The organism is Methanosaeta sp. UBA458 (genome assembly GCF_002496085.1).
Taxonomy (GTDB): Archaea; Halobacteriota; Methanosarcinia; order Methanotrichales; family Methanotrichaceae; genus Methanothrix; species Methanothrix soehngenii.
In genome coordinates, this window is the sequence record NZ_DAIK01000042.1 from 1 (window position 1) to 20,311 (window position 20,311).

Consider the following 20,311-nt stretch of genomic DNA (forward strand, 5'->3'; position numbering starts at 1 on the left):
AGCTCTGCTCCTGATAACCAGCTCAGAGAGCGTTCTCCGTCCTCTGGATATCAACGCCCATCTTGGTCTGCGGCGCGGGTCAGCGTCTCGAATAATCACCAATCTCAGGGATAAAGGACTGGTAGACCGAGAGAATTCGGAGATAGTCCTGGCCAAAGCCTCTCCAGCAGACAGCTTCAAAAAGCTCTACTATGCCCATCGGGCCTCTCCCTTCCTGCTTCTTCTCGCTGACGGACGGATTGAGCTCCTCTCCCGGCTGGACCAGAGCACGAAGAGCGCGAAAGAGCTTCATGAAGAAACCGGCATTCCTCTCAAGACCGTATACTACTATCTGCACGACTTGGCCCGCTTGGGCGTGGTTGTCACGACCAGGAAGAGAAAACACTCGTTATACTCCTTCAACTATGTCTACTGGGGCGCTCTTAAGGACTTTGTCTCTGCCCTGCAGGAGTACGACAAGTCTCGCCTTGTTCCCAGAGACGCCCTGCTCATTAAGATCTACAAAGACAGCGTTCTCTTCAAGAGCCTGCGAGTGCAGGATGCCACCCCCACATCTTTCAGTGCCTATATAGACTACGGGATTGAGCTGGGCCTGCGGGACAATTACTACACATTGCCCAAGAGAGAACTGTCTATTGAGGATGTCTTCATCCACTCCTTAGACTCGGCAGAAGGCCGCTCTCAAAGGCTCTTTTGCATATTGTTCTATTTGAGGAACAGGGATAAATTGCAGAGCGTCCTGCACCCAATGGCGAAGGATATAATGGCGGTTTTGCAGGGAGAAAAGGTCAAAGGCTATCCTTCGATGGAAGATGTCGAGGATAGGACGGAGATGTATGGCATCGAGCTATGACAAGATAAACCGGAGAGAGGAGGTTAATGAACTCTTCGAACAGCTCGGCCAGGTTCTTGATCGAAAGGTCCAGGTCCTGCTCATAGGCGGGGCCGTGCTGCTGGAGCAGGGACTTAAGGACTCCACCAAGGACATCGATGTGGTCTGCAGAAATGAGAATGATAAAGAGATCCTTCTCTTTTCCGCCAGGAGACTGGGGTTCGAACTGGTTGGCCCGGAGAAGAGACACGCTCGACTGGGTGTCAACAGGCTGGCTGTGAAGGGTATGCGAAATCTGGACGTCTTCGCTGGCAGGATCTCTTACGACTTCGAATTGAGTGAGCCCATGTGGCAGCGGGCCATCGTGTCCAGGACCTTTGGAGATCTGGTGGTGAGGGACGCTTCGCGAGAAGACATCCTCGTCATGAAGCTGATTGCTAACCGAGAAGGTGATGCCGACGATTGCGCCGCTCTGATGGGAGGTGGCCTCGATTTCGATGCCGTTTATGAGGAGATAGAAAGGCAGTACCACAAGGCTGGCGAGCTGGAGCAAAAGATCTGGATAACCTATATCGAAGAGGGCATAGGCAGGCAGGAAGAGGAATTCAGTATGAAGGTGCCCATTGGGGACAAGATTTCACAGCTGGCGAATGAGTATCGAGAGAGGCTGTATCAGAAATTAAGCCCATCTAAACCAGGCTAATGGCAGAGCTGGAGGCATCATGACTGAGCAAAATCGCAAGCACGAAACGAAGGAGATCGGCAAGCTTCTATCCGAGATCGGGCGGATCAAGGGGCTGGCAGAGCAGGAATACGGCCCGTAGCACCCGATCACCAAGAAGCTCGCCAGCATGCATGCAGATGCCCAGGCGCTGCTGCAGGAAAAACATAGTTGATATCATTTCAGCGTGCAATGGCTATCTGAGCTTTACTGAGGGAAATATTATGATTTGAAACCAAACCCCTGCCCTTGCATTCTTTCGCTATCCGAACTGATCCAGAGTGCACTCCTCCGGCTCCTTGTCATCCCTCATCCGCAAGAATACCGGAGCTCTCAGGCCGCAGTCATGTGTCCTCTCCAGTGCGGTGACCTGCACCACCATCTTCGGCTCGATCCATACCACTCCCGCAGTTGCTGGCGGATTGGAGAACGGAGGCTTTTCCCTGGGCGAAAAGCGGCCGGTGATATCCTGCAGCTCCTCGTCTGTGAAGCCCGACCCCACTCTGCTGATGTACACCAGCTCGCCCTGGCTGTAGGCGCCGAGGAGCAGTCCGCCAAAATAAGGCAATCGATCTCCTTTGCCTGGAATATAGCCGCCCACAACCAAATCCAGCTTAAGGCTCTTTTTGATCTTCACCCAGTCCTGGCTCCTGGTGCCGGGAAGATAGAGCGACTCCAGCCTCTTGCCGACCACTCCCTCAATCCCCATCTTCAAAGCTGCCTGAAAATAATCCTCCCCTTTCTCGGGAAATGAGTCGATGAGGGTCACGGTCTCGCTATCCTTCAGGTCCGCCTCCAATTCCCTGAATAGTATCCTCTTTCTCTCTTTGAGGGGAAGGTGTATCAGGCTCTCTTTATCAAGACTGAGGATATCGAACACCACATAGCTGGCCGGCATGGCGCGGGAGAGGTAGTCTATCCTGATCGGATCGTTCTGATGGTCCCGCTCAGCCAGAGAACGGAAATTGGGAATGCCCTTCTTGAAGACGGTGATCTCGCCGTCCAGGACGCACTCGCCCTGCAGGCTGCCAAGGGCACTGGCCAGCTCAGGGTAGCGATAGGTGATATCCGCCAGCCTGCGGTTGGAGAGCAGGACCCTTTTTTTGGCCGAAGCTATGCAGCGGGTCCCGTCGATCTTCGGCTCGAAGATCCACCCCTCTCTGCTGAAGGGCTGGCCGGATACAGCCAGCATCGGCTTGATGGGATTCATTTCAGCGAATCGGCCGTCGCCCGCAGAGCCTCCATCAGGCTCTTGGCAGGAGGCTTCTCCTTCTTCTTCCTCTCCGGCACGCTCACGATACCCGCCATCTTGGACCTCACCAGGGCCTCAATTCTCTTCTTGTACTCATCCTCATAAGCGCTGTAATCCAGCTCTCCTGTCAGGCCGCGAACGATCTCAAATCCCAGCTCCATCTCCTTTTCCGATGGCTCGGGAAGCTCTTTGAGTACGCTATACCCCGACGGGTCCCTTATCTCATCAGGGTACCTCATGGTGGTGGCGGCGATTGCCTGCCGGTAGTAGTGGACAATGACCGGCCTCTCCCGAGAGTGCATGGTTATCCTGCCGATGGCCGCTTTGCCCGTCTTTTCCATCACCGCCCTCAAGAGAGAATAGGCCTCCTCTGAGCGGTCGGGCAGGAGCAGATAGGTCTTCTCAAAGTAATGAGGATCAACCTCAAAGAAGCTGACGAAGCGGTCGAGGGCTATGGTGCTCCTGGACTCGGGCTTCGCTTTATCTATCTCCTTTTTCTCTAAAACCACATACTTCTCATTTCCCAGAGGATAACCATAGACGATGTCCGCGAGCATGACCTCCTCCCCCTCCTGGCAGTAGCGCTTGAAGGATATGGGGGTCTTGCAGGCTTTGTGAAGCATGCGAAAGCTTATGCGGGTGTTCCGGATCATGGAGACGGCTTTGACCGGAATGTTGACCAGACCTATTCGCAGGCTGCCTGACCATATGGTTCTGGGAGGCGCAGAGGGGATTGGCTCCTCGTCCTCCGCCCCATCTTCCTCCTTTCCTGCTGTCTTTTCGACCAGCTGCACTACCTCGGCCATAGAGTATTATTAACCCTGGATTGTACAAAATCTTTTGCACCTTAGGCCATTTTTTTAGCCACCCGCAAGAGGCATATGCTCTCGGCACAATCTGGATAATGTGAATTTGGAGGAATGGAATCTGGAGAACATGAGAGAGATCCCCGGCTGGGAGGGTCCTGTCAGTCTCTCGGAGGGGGCTTACCGTTACTCGAAATATATACGCTGGATAAGGCTGTTCATCAATGCACAGATCGATGAGGAAGTGGATGGCGGAAGAATAGCCTTTTCCGGCGGCGCCGTCGGAGACTGTCCAAGCTTTGAGGTCAGACGAGAGAACGGCCAGTGGATGCGCTATGAGATTGAAATGGCATGGACGCCAAAAGGAGAGCCCGTTCTCAGGCTGAGGAACTATTCCTGCTGGGATCTGGTGTACGACCGCATCTCCGATGGCACTCAGATCGATGAAAAGATCGAGACGATATGCGATCTGGTAGAATACCTGGAGAGATGTCTATCCTGAAAGAACGCTTTGATGTAGCTGTCATCGGCGCCGGCCCGGCAGGCTCCATGGCCGCCAAGTATGCCGCCAAATCGGGAGCTAATGCGGTCATTCTGGAGGAGCATCCAGCGGTGGGCTGGCCGGTGGAATGCGCCGGCCTCCTGGGCCTGGGCGCTCTGGCGGAGTCAGAGCTGCCGGGCAGCTCCTTTGTCCTGAGGAAGATAAAAGGGGCAGCGATCTATTCCCCTGGCGGGAATCGATTGGACTTCAAAGCCCAGGATCCAAGGGCAAGTGTAGTGGACAGGAGGCTCTTTGACCGGGCGGCAGTCTGCGAGGCCCTGCAGGAGGGGGTGGAGATGAGGCTCTGCTCGCCGGTCAGAAGAATAAGACGGGAGGGGGAAGAGAGCGTTCTCTCCATTGGGGGAGGAGATGAGATCAGGGCATCGATTGTCATCAGCGCAGAAGGAGTCAGGGGCAGGCTGGCCCGGCAGGCGGGGATCATGCCTCCGGAGTTGGTTTTATCCGGAGCGCAGGTGGAAGTTCCCTTTGCAGTAGAGGATCCAGAATCGGTGGAGGTGCACCTGGGAGCGGCACCAGGCCTCTTCGCCTGGGTGATACCCACGGGAGAAGAGACCGCCCGCATCGGCCTGTGCGCCAGAGAGAGGGGATGCGAGCATTTGAAGAGATTTCTCGGGCAGGAGGTGATAAGGAAGAGGATCCTTGGATCGGCAACAACGATAAACGTAGGCGGCCTGCCGCTGGGCCCGCCCCCGGTGACCGTCGCCCAGGGCCTACTGGTAGTGGGTGATGCTGCCGGCCAGGTCAAGCCCACCTCGGGAGGAGGGATCTATCCCGGACTGGTGGCGGCCAAAATCGCAGGTGGCGTGGCTGCAGCTGCTGCAATGGAAGGCGACGGCTCTGCCCAGCGGCTGCAGGAGTACGACCGGATCTGGCGGGCCAATCTGGGCCGGGAGCTTGAGATCGGCATGAGGGCAAACCGGATGCTGAATCGAATGAGCGCAAAAGAATGCGACGAGCTGGTGAATTACCTGGCCGGAAGGCCCAGGCTCATCAAAACCATAGAAGAGCATGGGGATATCGACCGGCCCAGCAGTCTGATGATCAAGATGCTCTTTCATTTGGACTGGGATGGCTTGAAGCTGGCCGGACTGCTGCGCTATGCTTTGGGCTGAAGTATGGTGAAATCGGGATTCGTAGGCCTCACCACAAAGGCGCAAAGGCACAAAGGAAAATTTTCTACAGTACGTTAGCCACGCATTTTAGAGCAGAGCGATTATATTGTGATGAAGGGAAAATTTTGTGTAGTCCCGAAAATATTTCGTACCTGTCCTGTTTCGCTTCGTGTGAATAATTCATATTTTTTTATCATATACCAAATAACCATCCGAAAGTTCTTTCATATAATCTATCAATCGAACAAGCGGGGCAAGACAGTATGGCTGAAGATTATAGCAATTATATAAAAGATCCCAGCGAAAGAACAATTAGTATAGGAATCGATTGCCGTATTATTCCCTCATCACTTCTATATTTTAGAGAACGATGCCTGCGACAGTAGTATGCATTTCAAGTGCTGAGTGCCTTGTCGATCCGGCCGTATCGAACGATGTTGCCGTGATCTACTTTGCCATAGCCAGGACAGTCCCTATTCCAGCAGAAAGAGCCTGCCAAGGTGGACTACCCAAAAATGATATGATACCAAAAGATGTTCATAGTTTAGCGTCTTATTCATCCTGAGGTGGCTTAAATTGAAAATAAGACGGATTTTATGCGCTGGCACTATGGTCTTATTGTTCTTTGCAGTTATCAGCCTCGGTTCCGGCCAGCTGCCGACCCTTTCTGCTTCGCCATCTGCAGTAAACCCTGCAGATAAGATAACCGTCGTCTACTCTGGCGCACCAGGATTCGACACCGATTGGATCGCCATCTACAGGATAGACGCAGCGAATGAAAGATACGGGGAGTGGAGCTACCTGCGAGGCGAAAAGAGCGGGACTTTGACTTTTGCCGCCCCCCAGGAATTGGGGGAGTACGAGTTCAGGATGTTTGAGAACTGGGCCGGAAGCAGCAGTTATGAAGAGATCGCCCGGAGCAACACCTTCTCTGTGGTGCGGAGGGAGGCTTCCCCCGCCGCAAACGGGCACAATCTCCTAAATAAGTNNCTTGATTTCTAGATAGTGCCCGCAAACGGAGAGATCGAAGAAACCGTCGTTGCCCTTTACTACTTCGATGGGGATGCCGACGATGCGACCGGACAGCATCCCGGAGAATTATTTGGTAACGTATCCATCGTCGCAGAAGAGGGATACGCTCCTGCCCTGAAGCTGGACGGGAGCGGAGATTATGTGAGGGTAGGGAACGTCCACCAGAACCCGACGAGGGACCTCAAGCAAGGGTCTATAGAGATGTGGGTCAGACTTGAGTCGGCCCCTAAGGACTTCGTCCTAGCGGCGTCAGGGAGGGAGTACGGCGGAAGCTATGATGACGGATTCTACCTGGGTACGCACAGCAGGTACTCCAAAAACCTGGTCTTCATGATATGGGCTGGCGGATGGAAGGTGGCAGATAGCGGCATACCTCCAGAAGATCTTATCGGAGAATGGCGACATGTCATGGGGACCTGGGGGCCCCGGGGGGTGGAGATCTGGGTCGATGGGGTCCTGAAGGGAACTAATCCCCACACTGGCGGGCTTCCAAACCCGAATTATGCGACGGTCCTCATCGGAACAGACTCTTGGAGATCTGACACTCATGGGCTGATAGGAAGCGTAGTAATATGGGATGATCAGAGATCCTTATCTGATGGGGACTTCGACAGGTCGGAAGAGGTGGGGCTCGTTGAAGGAAGGCCGAAGTGTGCCGACTTCGATTGCAGGGAGGGTGCACCATGCCAGAGCCTCGACCTTCTACCCTGGCCGGTGGTCGATTATACCGATCTCGGGGCCAGCTCCACTGATAGGAACACAGCAGGATGCCTCTTAGACCCCGGGAGATACATAATCTGGAGCGGAAAGAGAGTCTCCGGATACATCGGGGTATCCGACGATTGGAAGGCCTATGGACCGTTTACCCTGAAGGGAGGGACAAGCTACCTCTTCGACGTCAGCGCCGGAACGCTGAAGCCGGTGGCACCGGAGGAGCTGAACTCCATGCTGAAGGAGGTGGGACTCAGTCAGGCGAGGCTCTGGTACAAGCGCTCTACGGCGGATCCCCATGTCCTCTGTGTCGAGATGGGCGATGCCCCTTGAGGAATTGGCAGCCATCCATAAACAGACCCAAACCTATCTTGGATGGGGTGTCTGACACCCCCCCAGATTTTATTTAAAAAAATCCGCCTTGCATCGGGGATAAAGGGAGTACGTGATCAACATTACATGTCTCCGGATCAGTTCGAATTGGAGGTTGCTTTAAATACTGTTGCTTAACTACCTGTCTACTATCAGGGGTTCACTCCTGGCTCTAGGGCTATCTTAATTATTTTTGAAGTTTAATGCCTGCTTTCCTGCAAAACTCCTCAAAAGGCATAGGCTCTTCATCACCGCCTTCATCGGCGTTCAACTCATCAATCTCTTTGTCGGTCAAGGAGTCTATGAAGGCATCAAGCTTTCGGGAACTTTTGTTCTTTATGATTTCAACTGACGAAGCCATCTTTTATAAACTCACATCGATGTCTTGGAATCATTTTTTAGCTCAAATATATCCATTACTACTTCTGACGCTGCATCCGGATTTTTCTTTTTTAGCTTCTTAAGGAACCGCTGTGCTTTCAGCTGGATGGTGAGTTGATAGATCAAATCAAATTGCCTCTACCCGGCTGTTGCCCAGCTCGTCCTCCACCACCAGCAATGTATTGTCGAACTGCCCCTGCACGTCGCTGATGTGGCTGATGGCGATTATCTGGGGAAAACGCTCTTCTAAGCTTCTTAACATCTGGATCATCTTCTCCCGGTGCTCGATATCCTGGCTGCCGAAGACCTCGTCTAAGATCAGGAAGGAGTAGCTCTCACCATCCGGGCCGAAGCGCATCAAGTACTCGCTTATGGCCACCCGCACCGATACGGCGATCATATCGATCTCCCCGCCGGAGTAGCGGGAGATGGGGTAGTAATTGCCGCCGTCCTCCACCTGAATGTTGAAGTCGTCGTCGATCTTCAGCAGGCTGTACTTGCCTGAGACCTCCTCCAGGATTTCGCTGGCCGCTTTGGCGATATCGTTTTTCACCCTGATCAGAACCTGATCCATAAAATCGTTGACAAGGCCTCGGGTCATCTCCACCACCTCCAGCCTCCTCGAGGTCTCTTCCAGCCTCTTTTGGTGCTCCTTCTTTCTCTTCTCCTCTTCTTTCAGCCTTGCCAGTTCCGCCTCCAGGACGCCAAGGCGAATCCTCTTATCGGACAGTTCCTTTTGCGATGCCACGAGATTCCTCTCCGCCTCGGCCAGGGCAAGTTTTGCCATCTCATGGGTCCTCTGGCTGTAGGCCAATGACTCCATCTCCGCCCTTATCCGGGCGATATCCAATTGCCTGGCTTCCAGGGCACCTTGAGACTCGGCCAGCTTTTCTTTGACCTCGGGCTCAAGAGCCAGGTGGATTTTTATTTTATTGGCTTCTTCCTCCGCCTGGGCCAGCCTCTTTCTCTCTGCCAATAAAGAGCTGTACTCTTCCGGATCAAAGCCCAGATCCTTGACAGATCTCTCCAGCTCCACCAGGGACCGGGAGGCTTTTTCTATCTCGCTCCTCTGAAGAGCAATCTTCTCCTCCAGAGCCGGGATCTCCTTTGTCCTCTCCAGAAGGGTGATAAACTGCTCGTGCGGGAACTTGCAGCTCTCCCACAATCTTTTAGCCTCGATATAATCAGATTCTGAGTAGCCCAGCTCTCTGATCTGCTCCTCCAGATGCTCCCCTCTCTTGGCCAGTGTCTCTATCTCTTCTTTTATCGCCTCCCGTTCCAGTACCCTCCGGGGCAGCTCCTCTTTTCGCACTGCCAGGCCCTGGCACTCCTCCGCCATTGGCGCGAGCTTTGTCAGAGCGGCTTCGACATCCTGGAGCCTTTTGGCGTCAAAGGAGACAGGACCAAAAGATCCGACCATAGCCATGATCCCTTCCATCTCTTCAGTGGCCTCTTTTATCTGCAAATCGGCATTTCTCATATCCGCCTGCAGAGCAGAGCGCAGGCTCTTTTTGGCATTCAGATCCTCGAAGGCCCCGGCCAGCCGGCTACGAGAGCTTGCCACCCCCTCGATCTTCTCAGTAAGTGAAGCTGCCATTCCCTTCAGCTTCTCCCTCTCCTCTTTTGCCTGGGCCAGAGCGGACTGGTACTTTCCGAGGAGCAGATCCCTCTGGCCCTCTATAGGCCTCTCGCAGGTGGGACAGAGCCCCTCACTTCCTAAAGATTTGACCTTTTTAAGTGCCCTCTCATTTTCCAGATACGTATTCTCTTGAACCTTCAGGCTCCCTCTGAGATCGGCTAAGGCGTTATTCAGCTCGGATCCGAGAGAATCAAGGTCCTTGTCCTGCCGGCGCAGTTGTTCCTCTCTCTCTTCCAGGTCTCCCAGGCCCAGAAGATTCTCCCGGATTTTTGCTGCCGCCTCCCGCAGGGCTGCTACCCTGCCCGCCAGGGCCTTTTTCTGGCTCTCCAGAAGGTCAAGCTCTCGTTGCCTTTCCTTCTCTCCGGAAAGCTTCGTCTGCTCAACTTTCAGCCTCTTCTCTTCTTCTATTGCCGGACAAAGCTCTTCGTACCTGGCAGACGCTCTTTGCAGATCCTCTATAGATCTGTCCGCTCGGACCAGGTTTGACCTTGCTCCTTGTAGCCTGATAGCATCCTCCTTCTGGCTCAGGCTGATTTTGGCATACTTCTCCCGCAGTTCTTCCAGCCTGGCCAGGAGCATTTGAACCTCTTTGTATTCCTCTTCCTGGGGCAGAAGCTCATCGAGCCTGGCTCTATCCCCTTCAAGCTGCACGAGCCTATTCTCATCATTCCCCAGAGCAGCTCTATCTCCCTCCAGCCGAGACTTTGCCACTGCTATTTTCCTGGAGATCTCCTCGTACAGATTCCTCCTGGGCTCAAGCAGCTCGAGCCTTGACAGGACTCCGGTCAGCCTATCCAGAGCCGGGCCGATCTCAGCCAATCTCCTCTTTGATGCCTCGATCTCCTTCAGACGCCCTTCATCTCTGGCTATGAGGATCTGGAGGCTCCCATACTCCTCCTGCAGCCGGGAAGCCCTTTCTGCCAGAATGCCATAAGAGTTCATCTTCTGGTTGAGAACATCCAAATCCAGGAGCCGCAACTCCTTCTCCCCCAGCAGTTGGGCTTCACATCTTTCCCCATCCTCCAGCCCCTTTCTGGCAAAGGATATCTCCCGTGATGCCTCCACCAGCAGCGCCTGGACATCTCCGATCTCCCCCAAGGCTCCGGCCAGCCGGCTCCTCTGGTCTTCAAGGCCAGACCGATCGGATTTGATCTGCTCCAGAGCGCTCTCCTTTATGTCCTCCAATCCCAGGAGCTTGAGCAGATACTCCCTCTTTCCCATTCCCCCCTCTTTGAGGAGATTGTCCAGGTCCTTTTGCCGGGCGTAGAAGGTCTTCATGAAATCCTGATAGCTGATATTGAGAATTTCTTCAAGCATTTTGTCTACATCTCGTGTTCCAGAAGATATTATATCATCATTTATATATAGAGTTGCATCAGGAATCAGGTTTTTTCCTTTCATGTTCCTAATTATTTTCATATCTATATTATCTTGACTAATAAATAGTATTATTTCCACGGGCTCATTTTCATTAGCATGGGTATTTTTTATAAGATTTCTCTTGATCAATGATGCTTTATTACCATATAGTGCCCATGCAATTGCTTCTACTATTGTACTTTTTCCTGAACCATTACTACCAATGATACCTGTCAATCCTTCCTGAAATTCAATTGTCGCGCGTCTATACTTTTTAAAATTACGTAAAACAAGCTTATTCAGAAGCATGAAGCCTCCCTAAGTTATGAATTGAAATTGCTCTTTTCATAACATCTTTTCCATATGTAGTAACATCTTTTGATATTGCGCTACTAATCTTATTTTTTTGTGATTCTTCTTCTAAAAATCTTGAAAAGGCCTCATCGAGTTGTGTGGAATCCGATTGAATATTATCGTTTTCTTCATCATCGTAATATTCGACTCTTATCTTTAGAAATAACGCAGAGGAACCCAATCTTGTTCTGTATGAAGGATCAATACTCTTAAATGCAGCTCTTGAAACATTTTTCAAATTTATCCTGATTATTTTGTCCTTAATATCCTCTTCGTTGCATAAGTCTAAGAGTTCTTCCGCCAAATCCGCAGTTGAAAATCCGGTGCAATCTATTGCAGGATGGTCAATCATATACTTTGGCCTTAAATCTATTTGTTCCACATTATTCGTATCAAGATCTACAAGAAGAATTCCTTTCTTATCAGATGACTCGCCAAAATTAAAATATTCAATAGATCCGCTATACCATGCATTCTCTGCAACTTGAGCTTGGTTATGATAATGCCCTAGCGCTATGTATGAAAAATAACTCTTGAGAAAGCTATCACTAAGTTCATGTTCGCCAACTGTCCTAAGGCGTTTATCTTTCAGTGATTCGATAAGACCATGCATAACGAGAACGTCAGAACCTGTTGGTTTTATTTTGCTGAATTCATCCAAGTATGCCTTATTATCAAGGCAGAATGGTATGCAATGAAAGACATAGTTTCTAATTGGAATGCTTTCATATTCATTGCGATGTACTACATGAATATGCTCTAGACCTTCAAAGAGAGAGAAAGGACTGGTAGTTGATGACGACTTAGGAGCATCATGATTTCCACTAATAATAATTGTGTGTATCTTTTTTTTATCTAGCTTTTCTATTGCACTTTTAAATACGTATAGCGTTCGTATTCTAGGTCTTACATGATGAAATACATCTCCTGCATGCACAATTGCATCTGGTTTTATATCTTTAATTATCTTGTCTATTGCATGCTCAAAACCTTGATAGATTTTTTCTTCAATGATATTTCTGCCGTATTGATCTACCTTATTATAGGCAGAAAAACCTAGATGCGAATCTGACATGTGAACTATCTTCATTTTTCTTAATGCTCCGCAATTTAATTAGGTGGTCTAACTAGCTTCTTGCCTCTGCTACTGCGATTCAGGTCTTTATCCTGCTCTTTCAATTGCTTTATGTAATCTTCATACAAATGAATGGTGGCAGGAATAGGGAAAGGCACCTTTAGTGTGCTTATTATTGCTTCACCTTTTTCCAAAGTTTGGATTTCTACATCAAGAGTTGTCAAATCCTGTTTTGCAGATTCCTCTAAGCATTTTCTATCATTTCTATCACCAAGGCCCATTATAACTAATGTATTGAACTGAGATAACAATAGCTTGTCTACTAATTTCGGCTGCTGAGTTATCGCGCATAGGCCAACGCCAAACTTTCTTCCTTCTCTGGCTATAATTTCGAATCCAGAGATGCTGCCATCTCCGCCACCAAGGACTCTTTGCGCCTCTTCAATTGCTATAAGGCAAATATTTTTATCATTATCCAAACTATCTTTTTGATATTCATCAAGGATGCGACGAGAAAGTAGCGAAAGAAGGAATAGCTCGCTTCTCTCCTTAATTCCTTCCATATCTATAAGAATAACCTTTCCTTCTTTGAGTTGTTTGATAATTTTATCGATGCTAGAATTTTTTTCATCTATATAGCTGTATCGAAGAAGCAAATTCAGTCTTCTTTTAATTACTTCAATTGTTTTTTCATGAATATCCTTTATTACTAACTCTCTATTCTCTTTAAAACTCTCAAGCCAATCGGCCGCGTTTTCAGAATCCAAGATTTCGATAGCTTCTTTTTGAGCGGGCCGCCATTCCCCAAATAGTGGCAAGATATCAGTTGGATTTATATCTCTTATTCCTATCTTTAAAGTCTCAACTTCAGCATTTTCTTTTGCATTTTTGTTGTTGGTGGAATAGCATCTTAAACCATTTTTGTACTTTGTTAAATGAAGTAAGCCTTTAGTATTATTTTTGGCACTTCCCAAGAGATATTCCCCATGTGGATCTGCAAGTAGAAGGCCTAGTTTTGATTCACCCATTGAGGCTTTCTTCATGCATGAAGCCGCAAAGACCTTCATAAAATTTGATTTTCCCATTCCAGTGGTCGCGAAAACGCCCATGTGATGATCCATGATCTCACTATTTAGTTTTACGCCTATCTCTTCAACGACTTGACTTCCATTTCTCAAATACCCTACTTCCAAGTCGCCCATCTTCTCCGTTAAAAACCTAAATTCTTCAAGACTTGCTTTCTCTACTTCAGAGAATTTTAAGGGGATCGTCTTTGATTTTTTGAACTCTTTTTTTCCCATTTTTTTATTGAATGTTATGCATCCAAGCGGCTCGGCCACAACTCTATTGAATATCTGGTCCTCGTCATAGAATGCCGTTCCTTTAAGCGTTGTATCCCATTTTCCATCATAATTTGAATCATGTTGAATATCCGTAACCCTTGCTAGGAATGTAATTTGGTCATCTTTCACGCTGTAATCCTTGATAGAAAATATTTGGCCTAGTTCGACTCTTTCGTCATATGGAATTATAAAATGGAATTCTCTGACATCTTTTGATATAATCTTATAAGTAGTTGTTTTCGTTTTATCTACTATCTTTCTTTCTAATAGATTCGAACCAATGTCGTCTCCAATGATTGATAATTGATTTTTCATATTATTCTCCTCCCATGCTTCATTTCTAATATCATATGATAGTTCAATGAGCTGCAGATGTATTTGTCATTTACACCTCTATCACTCAGTTCATCTAATAGGAGATTATTGAGATGCACTCTTTCCAAATCTTTTATGGCTATATCTCTATGAGCTCTAAATAGGGCATGCGGGTAGCCCAAGCATTCTGATGATTTTGAATATGCAGATAGATGTCCCAAAGCATTATCAATTCGAACTGAAACATACTGCGGCGCGTCAAGCCGGAAAACAAATTCAGAATTTGGATGCAGTTTTACAACGTAGATCTTTCCGTTCCAATTCTTGCCTCTTGGCTGTGGCTTTATATTTTTCTCACTCAATTCTATATGCCATGGATTATTTGATATTAATTGACTTCCAACGTAGCCGGTATGAAGGATAAAAGGTTTTGAAAAGCTTTTGCCCCATGAGAAAGTGCTAGATTTACTGATCGCCAGCAAATCCAAGTCTTTGTCCTCTGCTTCATCAAATATCATTTTGAGGACTTCTCCAAATGGATCCATCCAATACGCGAAATCTCCATCATAGAGCACAAGGTCTCCTTTTTTGGCGTCAGAAATGGCTTCATAAAGAGCTATATACTCTTGGAGTTCTCTATAGTATGTTGAAAGTCTATCCAGCTCTGTTTTGGCCAAGACAAAATTGCTATTGATATCAAAACTCTTGCTAAGATCTGCCTCGAACTGATACCGATAGTTATCTGGATCTGCTTTAAAGACTTTATCGAAAAGGATGGTTTTTTGCCAATTTTTACCGATATAGGATACATATCCTGCTCGTATTAGATTGAAACTAACAGATGGCAGATCAAAGATGATACCATTGCTTCCATCCACCGCATAAATATTTCCTTCAAATTTATCTTCAGAAATAATTTCTTTAAAATCGTTATCGTTAACGCCAGTTTCTTCAAAATATTGACTTATGCTATCCATCAATACATAATTCTTGACCTGTTCGGCAATTGCTCCGAGTGAAGTCTTGTCTATCATCCAATCCTCATTTGTCTATCATCCAATCCTCATATTTGTATTCGTGAATATCTAACCGGATTGAATTTGAAATCCATTTGCACCAGGTGCTCGGTCGCTTATCCTACTAATTCGAATTATTCTGCAATCGTCTAAATTAGCTCTATACAATCCTGCTCCATATTCCATTAAATGAATCGATATTCCCTCGCCCCAATAGAGCGAACTGGACTTGGCCACTGCCAGGAGGGCGACCCCTTTCTCCTCCGCTCGCCCAAAGACACGAGAGAGAGCTGCTCGCAGGGGCTCGAAGACATCGAAGCTGCCGTCATAGAGGATTATGTCGCCGGGATTTGCCTCGGTGATGGCGTCGTCTATGGATACGTACTCCTGAAGCTCGCGGAAGTAAGTGGAGAGCCTATCCAAATCCTCTTCCGCGAGGCGGATCTGATTTTGGCCCAGGCGCCTCAAATGGGGCTCGAACTGGTCGGCTGAAATTGCCGGATCGGCAAAGAATATATCATTAAAGGTGATGACCGTCCTCTTCCAGTCTCTTCCCTGATAGACCACATAGCCAGAACGGATTAGATTGATGCTTGCCACAGACCAGCCGCAGACGGAGACATTGGAGCCGTCTATGGCCAGTATCCTCCCCTGGAAGTCAGCTGGCTCGATGGGGATAAAATCGCTGCTATGCACTCCTGTCTCCCGGCAATATCCATCGATCCCGTCTAAGGCGATGTGATCCTTTATCAGCTCAGCCACAATGGAGAGGCGCGAGTCGCTCAACATTCAGGCCAAGTTGAAACCGGCAAGGCATATATGGATTGCCGTCTCAGCTATAGGCAATTGATCCGTCACAAGGCAGTAAAAGGGCAATAAGGAGGGAGGCAAAAGTCTGTGATGTAGGAGGGAAAAAGAATTCTGACTTTTGCCAATACGCTATACTGCGATTAACGAATATATACTTTTCGGTATTCGTTCATTAACGAGGCCGAAATATATAGATGAAAATATCTTTGGCACAAGAATTATTAATGCGCAGAATTCATTACATTATTGGAGTTTTATTAATTATTTTGAATGGCCGCAAAAGCATCCACTTTCTCCAGCTGATGCCCTCTCTTAATCCCTGTCAGTTCTGATTTTATCATCTGATAGATGCCAGAGATCGTTCCCAGCATTGCGGGAGCGAGAAAGAATCCAAAGACCCCGCCCACAAGCCCTCCGCCCAGAAATGCGAGCAGCACCAGCATGGGATGGATCGACGATCTGGCATAGACGATATAGGGCCGGACGACCAGCTCCACTGCTGCCACCAGAACCGAGGCCGCGAAGAAGAAGACTGCTGCCTCCATCGGCCCCATCTCAATATATCTGGATATGGCGGTCAAGAGGAAGACAAGCCAGGTTAGAAATGGCACCACCCCTGCCAGGAGTATTATGCTGGCCATAGCCAGGGGCCTGGGAATGTCGAAGAGATAGAATATGGGAACGGAGGCGATCGCATAGACCATGGCGGTGGAGATGCTGCCCGTATAGATGCCGCTTAAGATGCCATCAATTCTGCCCAGGCATCGAAGCTCAAAATCCCCCTTCTTCTGCCTCAAGAAGTCTACCGTTGCCCCGAGGAGCCTATCGCCATCCACCAGCAGGTAGTAGCATACGCAAAAGGCTATTAAGAGATTCAGAAGTCCGAGGGTCAGCGTCGTTCCCAGATCGAATACCGGCAGGCTGGTGAGCATCGATAGTCCTATTCCCATCAGATTGTCCATGCCTCTGGAAAGCTCATCGAAGATGAATTGAGGAATGTAAATGCTGGATATGAACTCCTGGCCAGTGGCTACGATCTGCGCCCGATGGCTCTGCAGCCATCTGAGCTGAGATGCTGCCTCAAAGACCCCGGCAGCAAATATAATGGATAATGGGGCGATGATGCAGATAATAGCCGCCAGAGAGCCAATCTGTCTTCTCTTTCCAAACAGATCCCTCACCGGACGGCCTAGATAAGTGAAGACTATTCCCAAGACAATGCCGTCCTGCAGCGGCCAGAGGAAGTAAGAGGAGAGAAGTATGAGAAGCAATGTTACGGCGAAGAGCCAATTTCTATGGCTCCATAGACATGACAGATCATTCTCCATCTCTGATTCTCAATTAGAGCTGCAACGATATGAACTTTGGGATGAACAGGACTTGCCCAGCCATTTGCCTCAAGTACGGTAGCGTCTCAGCCATTCCAGAGCCGATCTGGCCTTCAAGCCCAGACCGCAAAATCTGGCTCCAGGAGGCAGGCCTTCTCCCTCTGAGAGCTCGACAAGCTCCTTTTCGTCTATTGCGCCCTCCTCCTTCAGCATATAGACTCTGGTCCTGAATGCCGCCAGAAGAAATCCGTAAAGGAGCGGCCCTATTATGAATCCGAGAAATCCCACCACAAAGATCGGCGCAGCGAAAGCGAGGAGGGTGATGGAGGGATGGATCTTTGCGCCCTGGCTGGCGAGCTTTGGACGGATGACGTTCTCAGGGATGGTATTGATGAAGATCAGACTATAGATGAACAGACCTATGCCCGACAAGTAGTTCCCGATCAGGAGGAAATAGATGCATATGGGCACGAAGATGATCGGCGGTCCGATCATGGGCAATAGGGCAAATATGGCCGTTGTCAAGCCCCATAAGAAGGGATATGAAACCCCAAAGAGGGCAAATCCAATTGCAGCAAGCAGTCCGGTTATCAGGGAGGTCAATAGGTAAACATTGAAAAGATTATTATAAATTTTATTCAGCTCCCCCATAAAATAATTCATCAATTCCCTCTCAGGAAGGATAAGCAAGAATCCCTTTACCGCGCTGGAACCTCCGATGAGAAGGTAATAGGTGATCATTATGGCCACAAAGAACTGGGACATAAGCACAGGCAGCTCGCTGATGAAGCCTGTGGCTAAATTGGTGGCTTCAAATGCAATCTGTGGCAGCAGATCGGAGAGGATCCTGTCTCTGGGGGCCTCGATGAAAGGCCTCACCATCTCCCTCAATCGCTCTACAGTCTCATCTGCGGTTGACTCTGAGACGAGATTATTCAAGACGACATGCAGGGTGTCAAAGGATTCTTCGGTCTTCTGGGTGATATAAATGTCAATGGACTGAACGATATCCTCCTGAGAGGAAAACAGGCCCGATGTCTCTGTGGCAATGGCGTTAAGGGCACTGGAAAGAAAGATCATGAAAAACAGGACGACCAGGAGCAAAGACATGAACGCCGATAAATTCTTCCTTCCAGTCAGGCAATAAATCCGAGAGTAGACCGGAAGCAGGACGAAAGCGAAAAAAAAGCTCAGAAGCAGAGGAGCAATGAATGCTTTTGTGACATACACTGTGCTGATAAAGACAATGAGAAGTACAGCGGATGCTAATAAGTTGAATCTCTTTGACCCCGGCATGTAAGCTATCCTTTAGCTATTCTAAAATATATAATTTTTTGAGGGGCACCATTATGCTCCACCAGCCTTTGAATCTTTATTTATATGGCTCTCTCTTGGTGCTGCCTTCGCCTGCCTCCGTCCCACCATCTGGGCGACAAGGTGCGCTCCAAAGAGGCAGATCAAACCGCTCAGATAGATCCACAACATCAGGATGACTACAGTGCCCAGTGAGCCGTAGACCAGCATATGATTGGAAAGGCCGCTCTCCAGATACCAGGCAAAGCCCATCTTGGAAAGCTCCCAGCATAAAGTGGCCACAAATGCCCCAAAAGCGGCGTCAGACCATCTAATATCCACCTTTGGAGCCCACCAGTAAAGGATGGTGAAGGCGATGAAGATCACAACATCGGGAAACAGTCTGTACAAGAGCTTCGACTCCAATGGCATATGATAAACACCCCCTTCGCCCAGCAACAGGCCCAGGCTAAAGTCCAGGAGTCCGATCAGGGAGACTACCACCATGGAGAGGATGATCAGTCCGATAAGGAGGCTCCCGACCATGGCAATGCCTACTAAACGCCATTCCAGAGGATTTCGCCCTTCGGAGTTGCTCCATGCGCGATCTATGTTCTTGGACAGAATCACAAACACACCAGTCGCCGACCACAAAAGACCTGCCCCCGCAGCTATCCCCACCGGCAGCCTCAAGTGAAGGATCTGATTGACATTTTCCTGCAATAGATCCTTGAGGGGCAGATGCATATTCAGCTTATCCCCCAGATCCTGGATCACCTGAATGTTCTCTCTTGCCAGGCTCTCTGCCGGGGGGAGAATCCCGCCAATAAAATTCATCAGCTGATGGTAGTTTTCTTTGGTCTGGAGAAACGAAGTCCCTAAAATCACCAGCAATATCAGCATTGGAAAGAGGGAGAAGAGGGAATAGTAGGCAATCGCTGCTGCTGCATCCCAGCTTTCCGTCTCAGACATGCGGCTGAATGTGGCGGCTAGAAGTCGAAGAGCTCCGCGACTGTGCCGGTCGGCATGATCAAATCGCCTCAAAAAATTTTCCGCCATTCTCTTTCTAAAAGCTGAGGCGCTATCTTTCATGCTCATTGCAATTGATTCCTCCGCTCCAGGCTTATATCTTTTAGCAGTTGCTCCCGAAAAGCCATAAATAGATTATTTCCTATCTTAGGCCTGTGGCAAAGAAGATAGGGCTTCGGCGCACCCTGGGATTGCTTGAAGTCACCATATCCGGGGTCGGCATAATTTTAGGAGCTGGGATCTATGCCCTTATCGGCGAGGCAGCGGGTCTGGCGGGCAATGCGGTCTGGATATCCTTTGCTCTATCGGCATTGATCGCCCTATTGACCGGCCTCTCTTATGCCGAGCTGGCCAGCATGTTTCCTAAAGCTGCCGCTGAATACGAATACACCTCTCAGGCCTTTGGAGGGTTCTTGGCCTTCCTCGTCGGCTGGATGATCATATTCAGCGGAGTGGTGGGGGCGGCTACGGTCTCTCTTGGCTTTGCCGGCTACTTCCAGGCGCTCACCGGCACGCCCATATTGCCCTCTGCCATCGCTTTGCTGGCGGTTCTCTCTTTAGTCCTCCTCTTCGGCATCACTCATTCCACCCGGCTGGCCATCGTCCTGACCACTGTGGAAGCCCTGGGACTGGTGCTTGTGATCTATATGGGCATTCCCTATCTTGGCAGTGTGGACCTATTGGAGATGTCTCCTTTAGGCAGCGCGGGCATTCTGCAGGCATCTGCCCTGATATTCTTTGCTTTCATTGGCTTTGAGGAGATAGTAAAGCTCTCTGAAGAAGCGAAGGATCCGGAGATAAACATCCCACGGGGGCTGGTTCTGGCAATATCCGCAAGCATCATACTCTATATACTGGTGGCCATCTCTGCGGTTAGCGTCCTGGGCTGGGAGGAGCTGAGCTGCTCCTCTGCCCCCTTCTCTGACATCGCCCGTTATGCCCTGGGGCCGAATGCCTCTGCCATCATAT

Annotated in this window: 15 protein-coding genes and 1 pseudogene; 6 read left to right on the top strand and 10 right to left on the bottom strand. The window is 49.2% G+C overall.

Annotated features, from left to right (window positions below):
• Together BP822_RS02500 and BP822_RS02505 are read left to right on the top strand one after the other, a co-directional pair.
• Positions 1–853 (top strand): annotated as a pseudogene (locus BP822_RS02500) (hypothetical protein); the annotation flags it as partial.
• Positions 837–1,535 (top strand): DUF6036 family nucleotidyltransferase, encoded by a 699-nt coding sequence (locus tag BP822_RS02505; RefSeq protein WP_286877651.1) that lies wholly within the window; start codon positions 837–839, stop codon positions 1,533–1,535. The pseudogene BP822_RS02500 and the gene BP822_RS02505, both read left to right, overlap by 17 nt.
• 280 nt (positions 1,536–1,815) lie before the next feature.
• On the opposite strand, the gene ligD is transcribed toward BP822_RS02505, so the two are convergent.
• Together ligD and BP822_RS02515 are read right to left on the bottom strand one after the other, a co-directional pair.
• Entirely contained in the window at positions 1,816–2,763 is a 948-nt protein-coding gene (ligD, locus tag BP822_RS02510) for a non-homologous end-joining DNA ligase (RefSeq protein ID WP_286877653.1), read from the bottom strand.
• Positions 2,760–3,611, bottom strand: a complete 852-nt coding sequence (locus BP822_RS02515) for a Ku protein (RefSeq protein ID WP_276620229.1) — start codon at positions 3,609–3,611, stop codon at positions 2,760–2,762. Before BP822_RS02515 ends, ligD begins: the two co-directional genes overlap by 4 nt.
• A 106-nt stretch (positions 3,612–3,717) precedes the next feature.
• Between BP822_RS02515 and BP822_RS02520 the strand changes: the two genes are divergently transcribed.
• The 3 genes from BP822_RS02520 to BP822_RS02530 all read left to right on the top strand — a co-directional run bounded on the left by BP822_RS02520 (position 3,718) and on the right by BP822_RS02530 (position 7,361).
• Complete coding sequence (locus BP822_RS02520; protein ID WP_013720545.1) at positions 3,718–4,113, top strand: hypothetical protein; 396 nt, start codon at positions 3,718–3,720, stop codon at positions 4,111–4,113.
• Entirely contained in the window at positions 4,101–5,285 is a 1,185-nt protein-coding gene (locus BP822_RS02525) for a geranylgeranyl reductase family protein (protein ID WP_286877654.1), read from the top strand. Before BP822_RS02520 ends, BP822_RS02525 begins: the two co-directional genes overlap by 13 nt.
• 1,005 nt (positions 5,286–6,290) lie before the next feature.
• Positions 6,291–7,361, top strand: coding sequence for a LamG domain-containing protein (locus tag BP822_RS02530; protein ID WP_286877656.1), 1,071 nt, complete (start codon positions 6,291–6,293; stop codon positions 7,359–7,361).
• A gap of 547 nt (positions 7,362–7,908) precedes the next feature.
• On the opposite strand, the gene BP822_RS02535 is transcribed toward BP822_RS02530, so the two are convergent.
• The 8 genes from BP822_RS02535 to BP822_RS02570 all read right to left on the bottom strand — a co-directional run bounded on the left by BP822_RS02535 (position 7,909) and on the right by BP822_RS02570 (position 19,411).
• Entirely contained in the window at positions 7,909–11,088 is a 3,180-nt protein-coding gene (locus BP822_RS02535) for an AAA family ATPase (RefSeq protein ID WP_286877657.1), read from the bottom strand.
• Positions 11,075–12,223, bottom strand: a complete 1,149-nt coding sequence (locus BP822_RS02540; RefSeq protein WP_286877658.1) for a metallophosphoesterase family protein — start codon at positions 12,221–12,223, stop codon at positions 11,075–11,077. The genes BP822_RS02535 and BP822_RS02540 overlap by 14 nt, the downstream gene beginning before the upstream one ends.
• A gap of 20 nt (positions 12,224–12,243) precedes the next feature.
• Positions 12,244–13,866, bottom strand: coding sequence for an ATP-binding protein (locus BP822_RS02545; RefSeq protein ID WP_286877659.1), 1,623 nt, complete (start codon positions 13,864–13,866; stop codon positions 12,244–12,246).
• Positions 13,863–14,900, bottom strand: a complete 1,038-nt coding sequence (locus tag BP822_RS02550; protein WP_286877660.1) for a DNA double-strand break repair nuclease NurA — start codon at positions 14,898–14,900, stop codon at positions 13,863–13,865. The genes BP822_RS02545 and BP822_RS02550 overlap by 4 nt, the downstream gene beginning before the upstream one ends.
• Positions 14,901–14,951: 51 nt before the next feature.
• Positions 14,952–15,671, bottom strand: a complete 720-nt coding sequence (locus tag BP822_RS02555) for a DNA double-strand break repair nuclease NurA (protein ID WP_286877662.1) — start codon at positions 15,669–15,671, stop codon at positions 14,952–14,954.
• Between the two features lie 278 nt (positions 15,672–15,949).
• Positions 15,950–17,020: an AI-2E family transporter gene (locus tag BP822_RS02560; protein WP_273271163.1), complete on the bottom strand. Its 1,071-nt coding sequence runs from the start codon at positions 17,018–17,020 to the stop codon at positions 15,950–15,952.
• Positions 17,021–17,089: 69 nt separating this feature from the next.
• Entirely contained in the window at positions 17,090–18,316 is a 1,227-nt protein-coding gene (locus BP822_RS02565; protein ID WP_013720536.1) for an AI-2E family transporter, read from the bottom strand.
• Between the two features lie 51 nt (positions 18,317–18,367).
• Positions 18,368–19,411, bottom strand: a complete 1,044-nt coding sequence (locus BP822_RS02570) for a YihY/virulence factor BrkB family protein (protein WP_013720535.1) — start codon at positions 19,409–19,411, stop codon at positions 18,368–18,370.
• Between the two features lie 86 nt (positions 19,412–19,497).
• Between BP822_RS02570 and BP822_RS02575 the strand changes: the two genes are divergently transcribed.
• Positions 19,498–20,311 (top strand): APC family permease (locus BP822_RS02575; protein ID WP_286877664.1); only part of this gene is annotated, 814 nt, incomplete at its 3' end.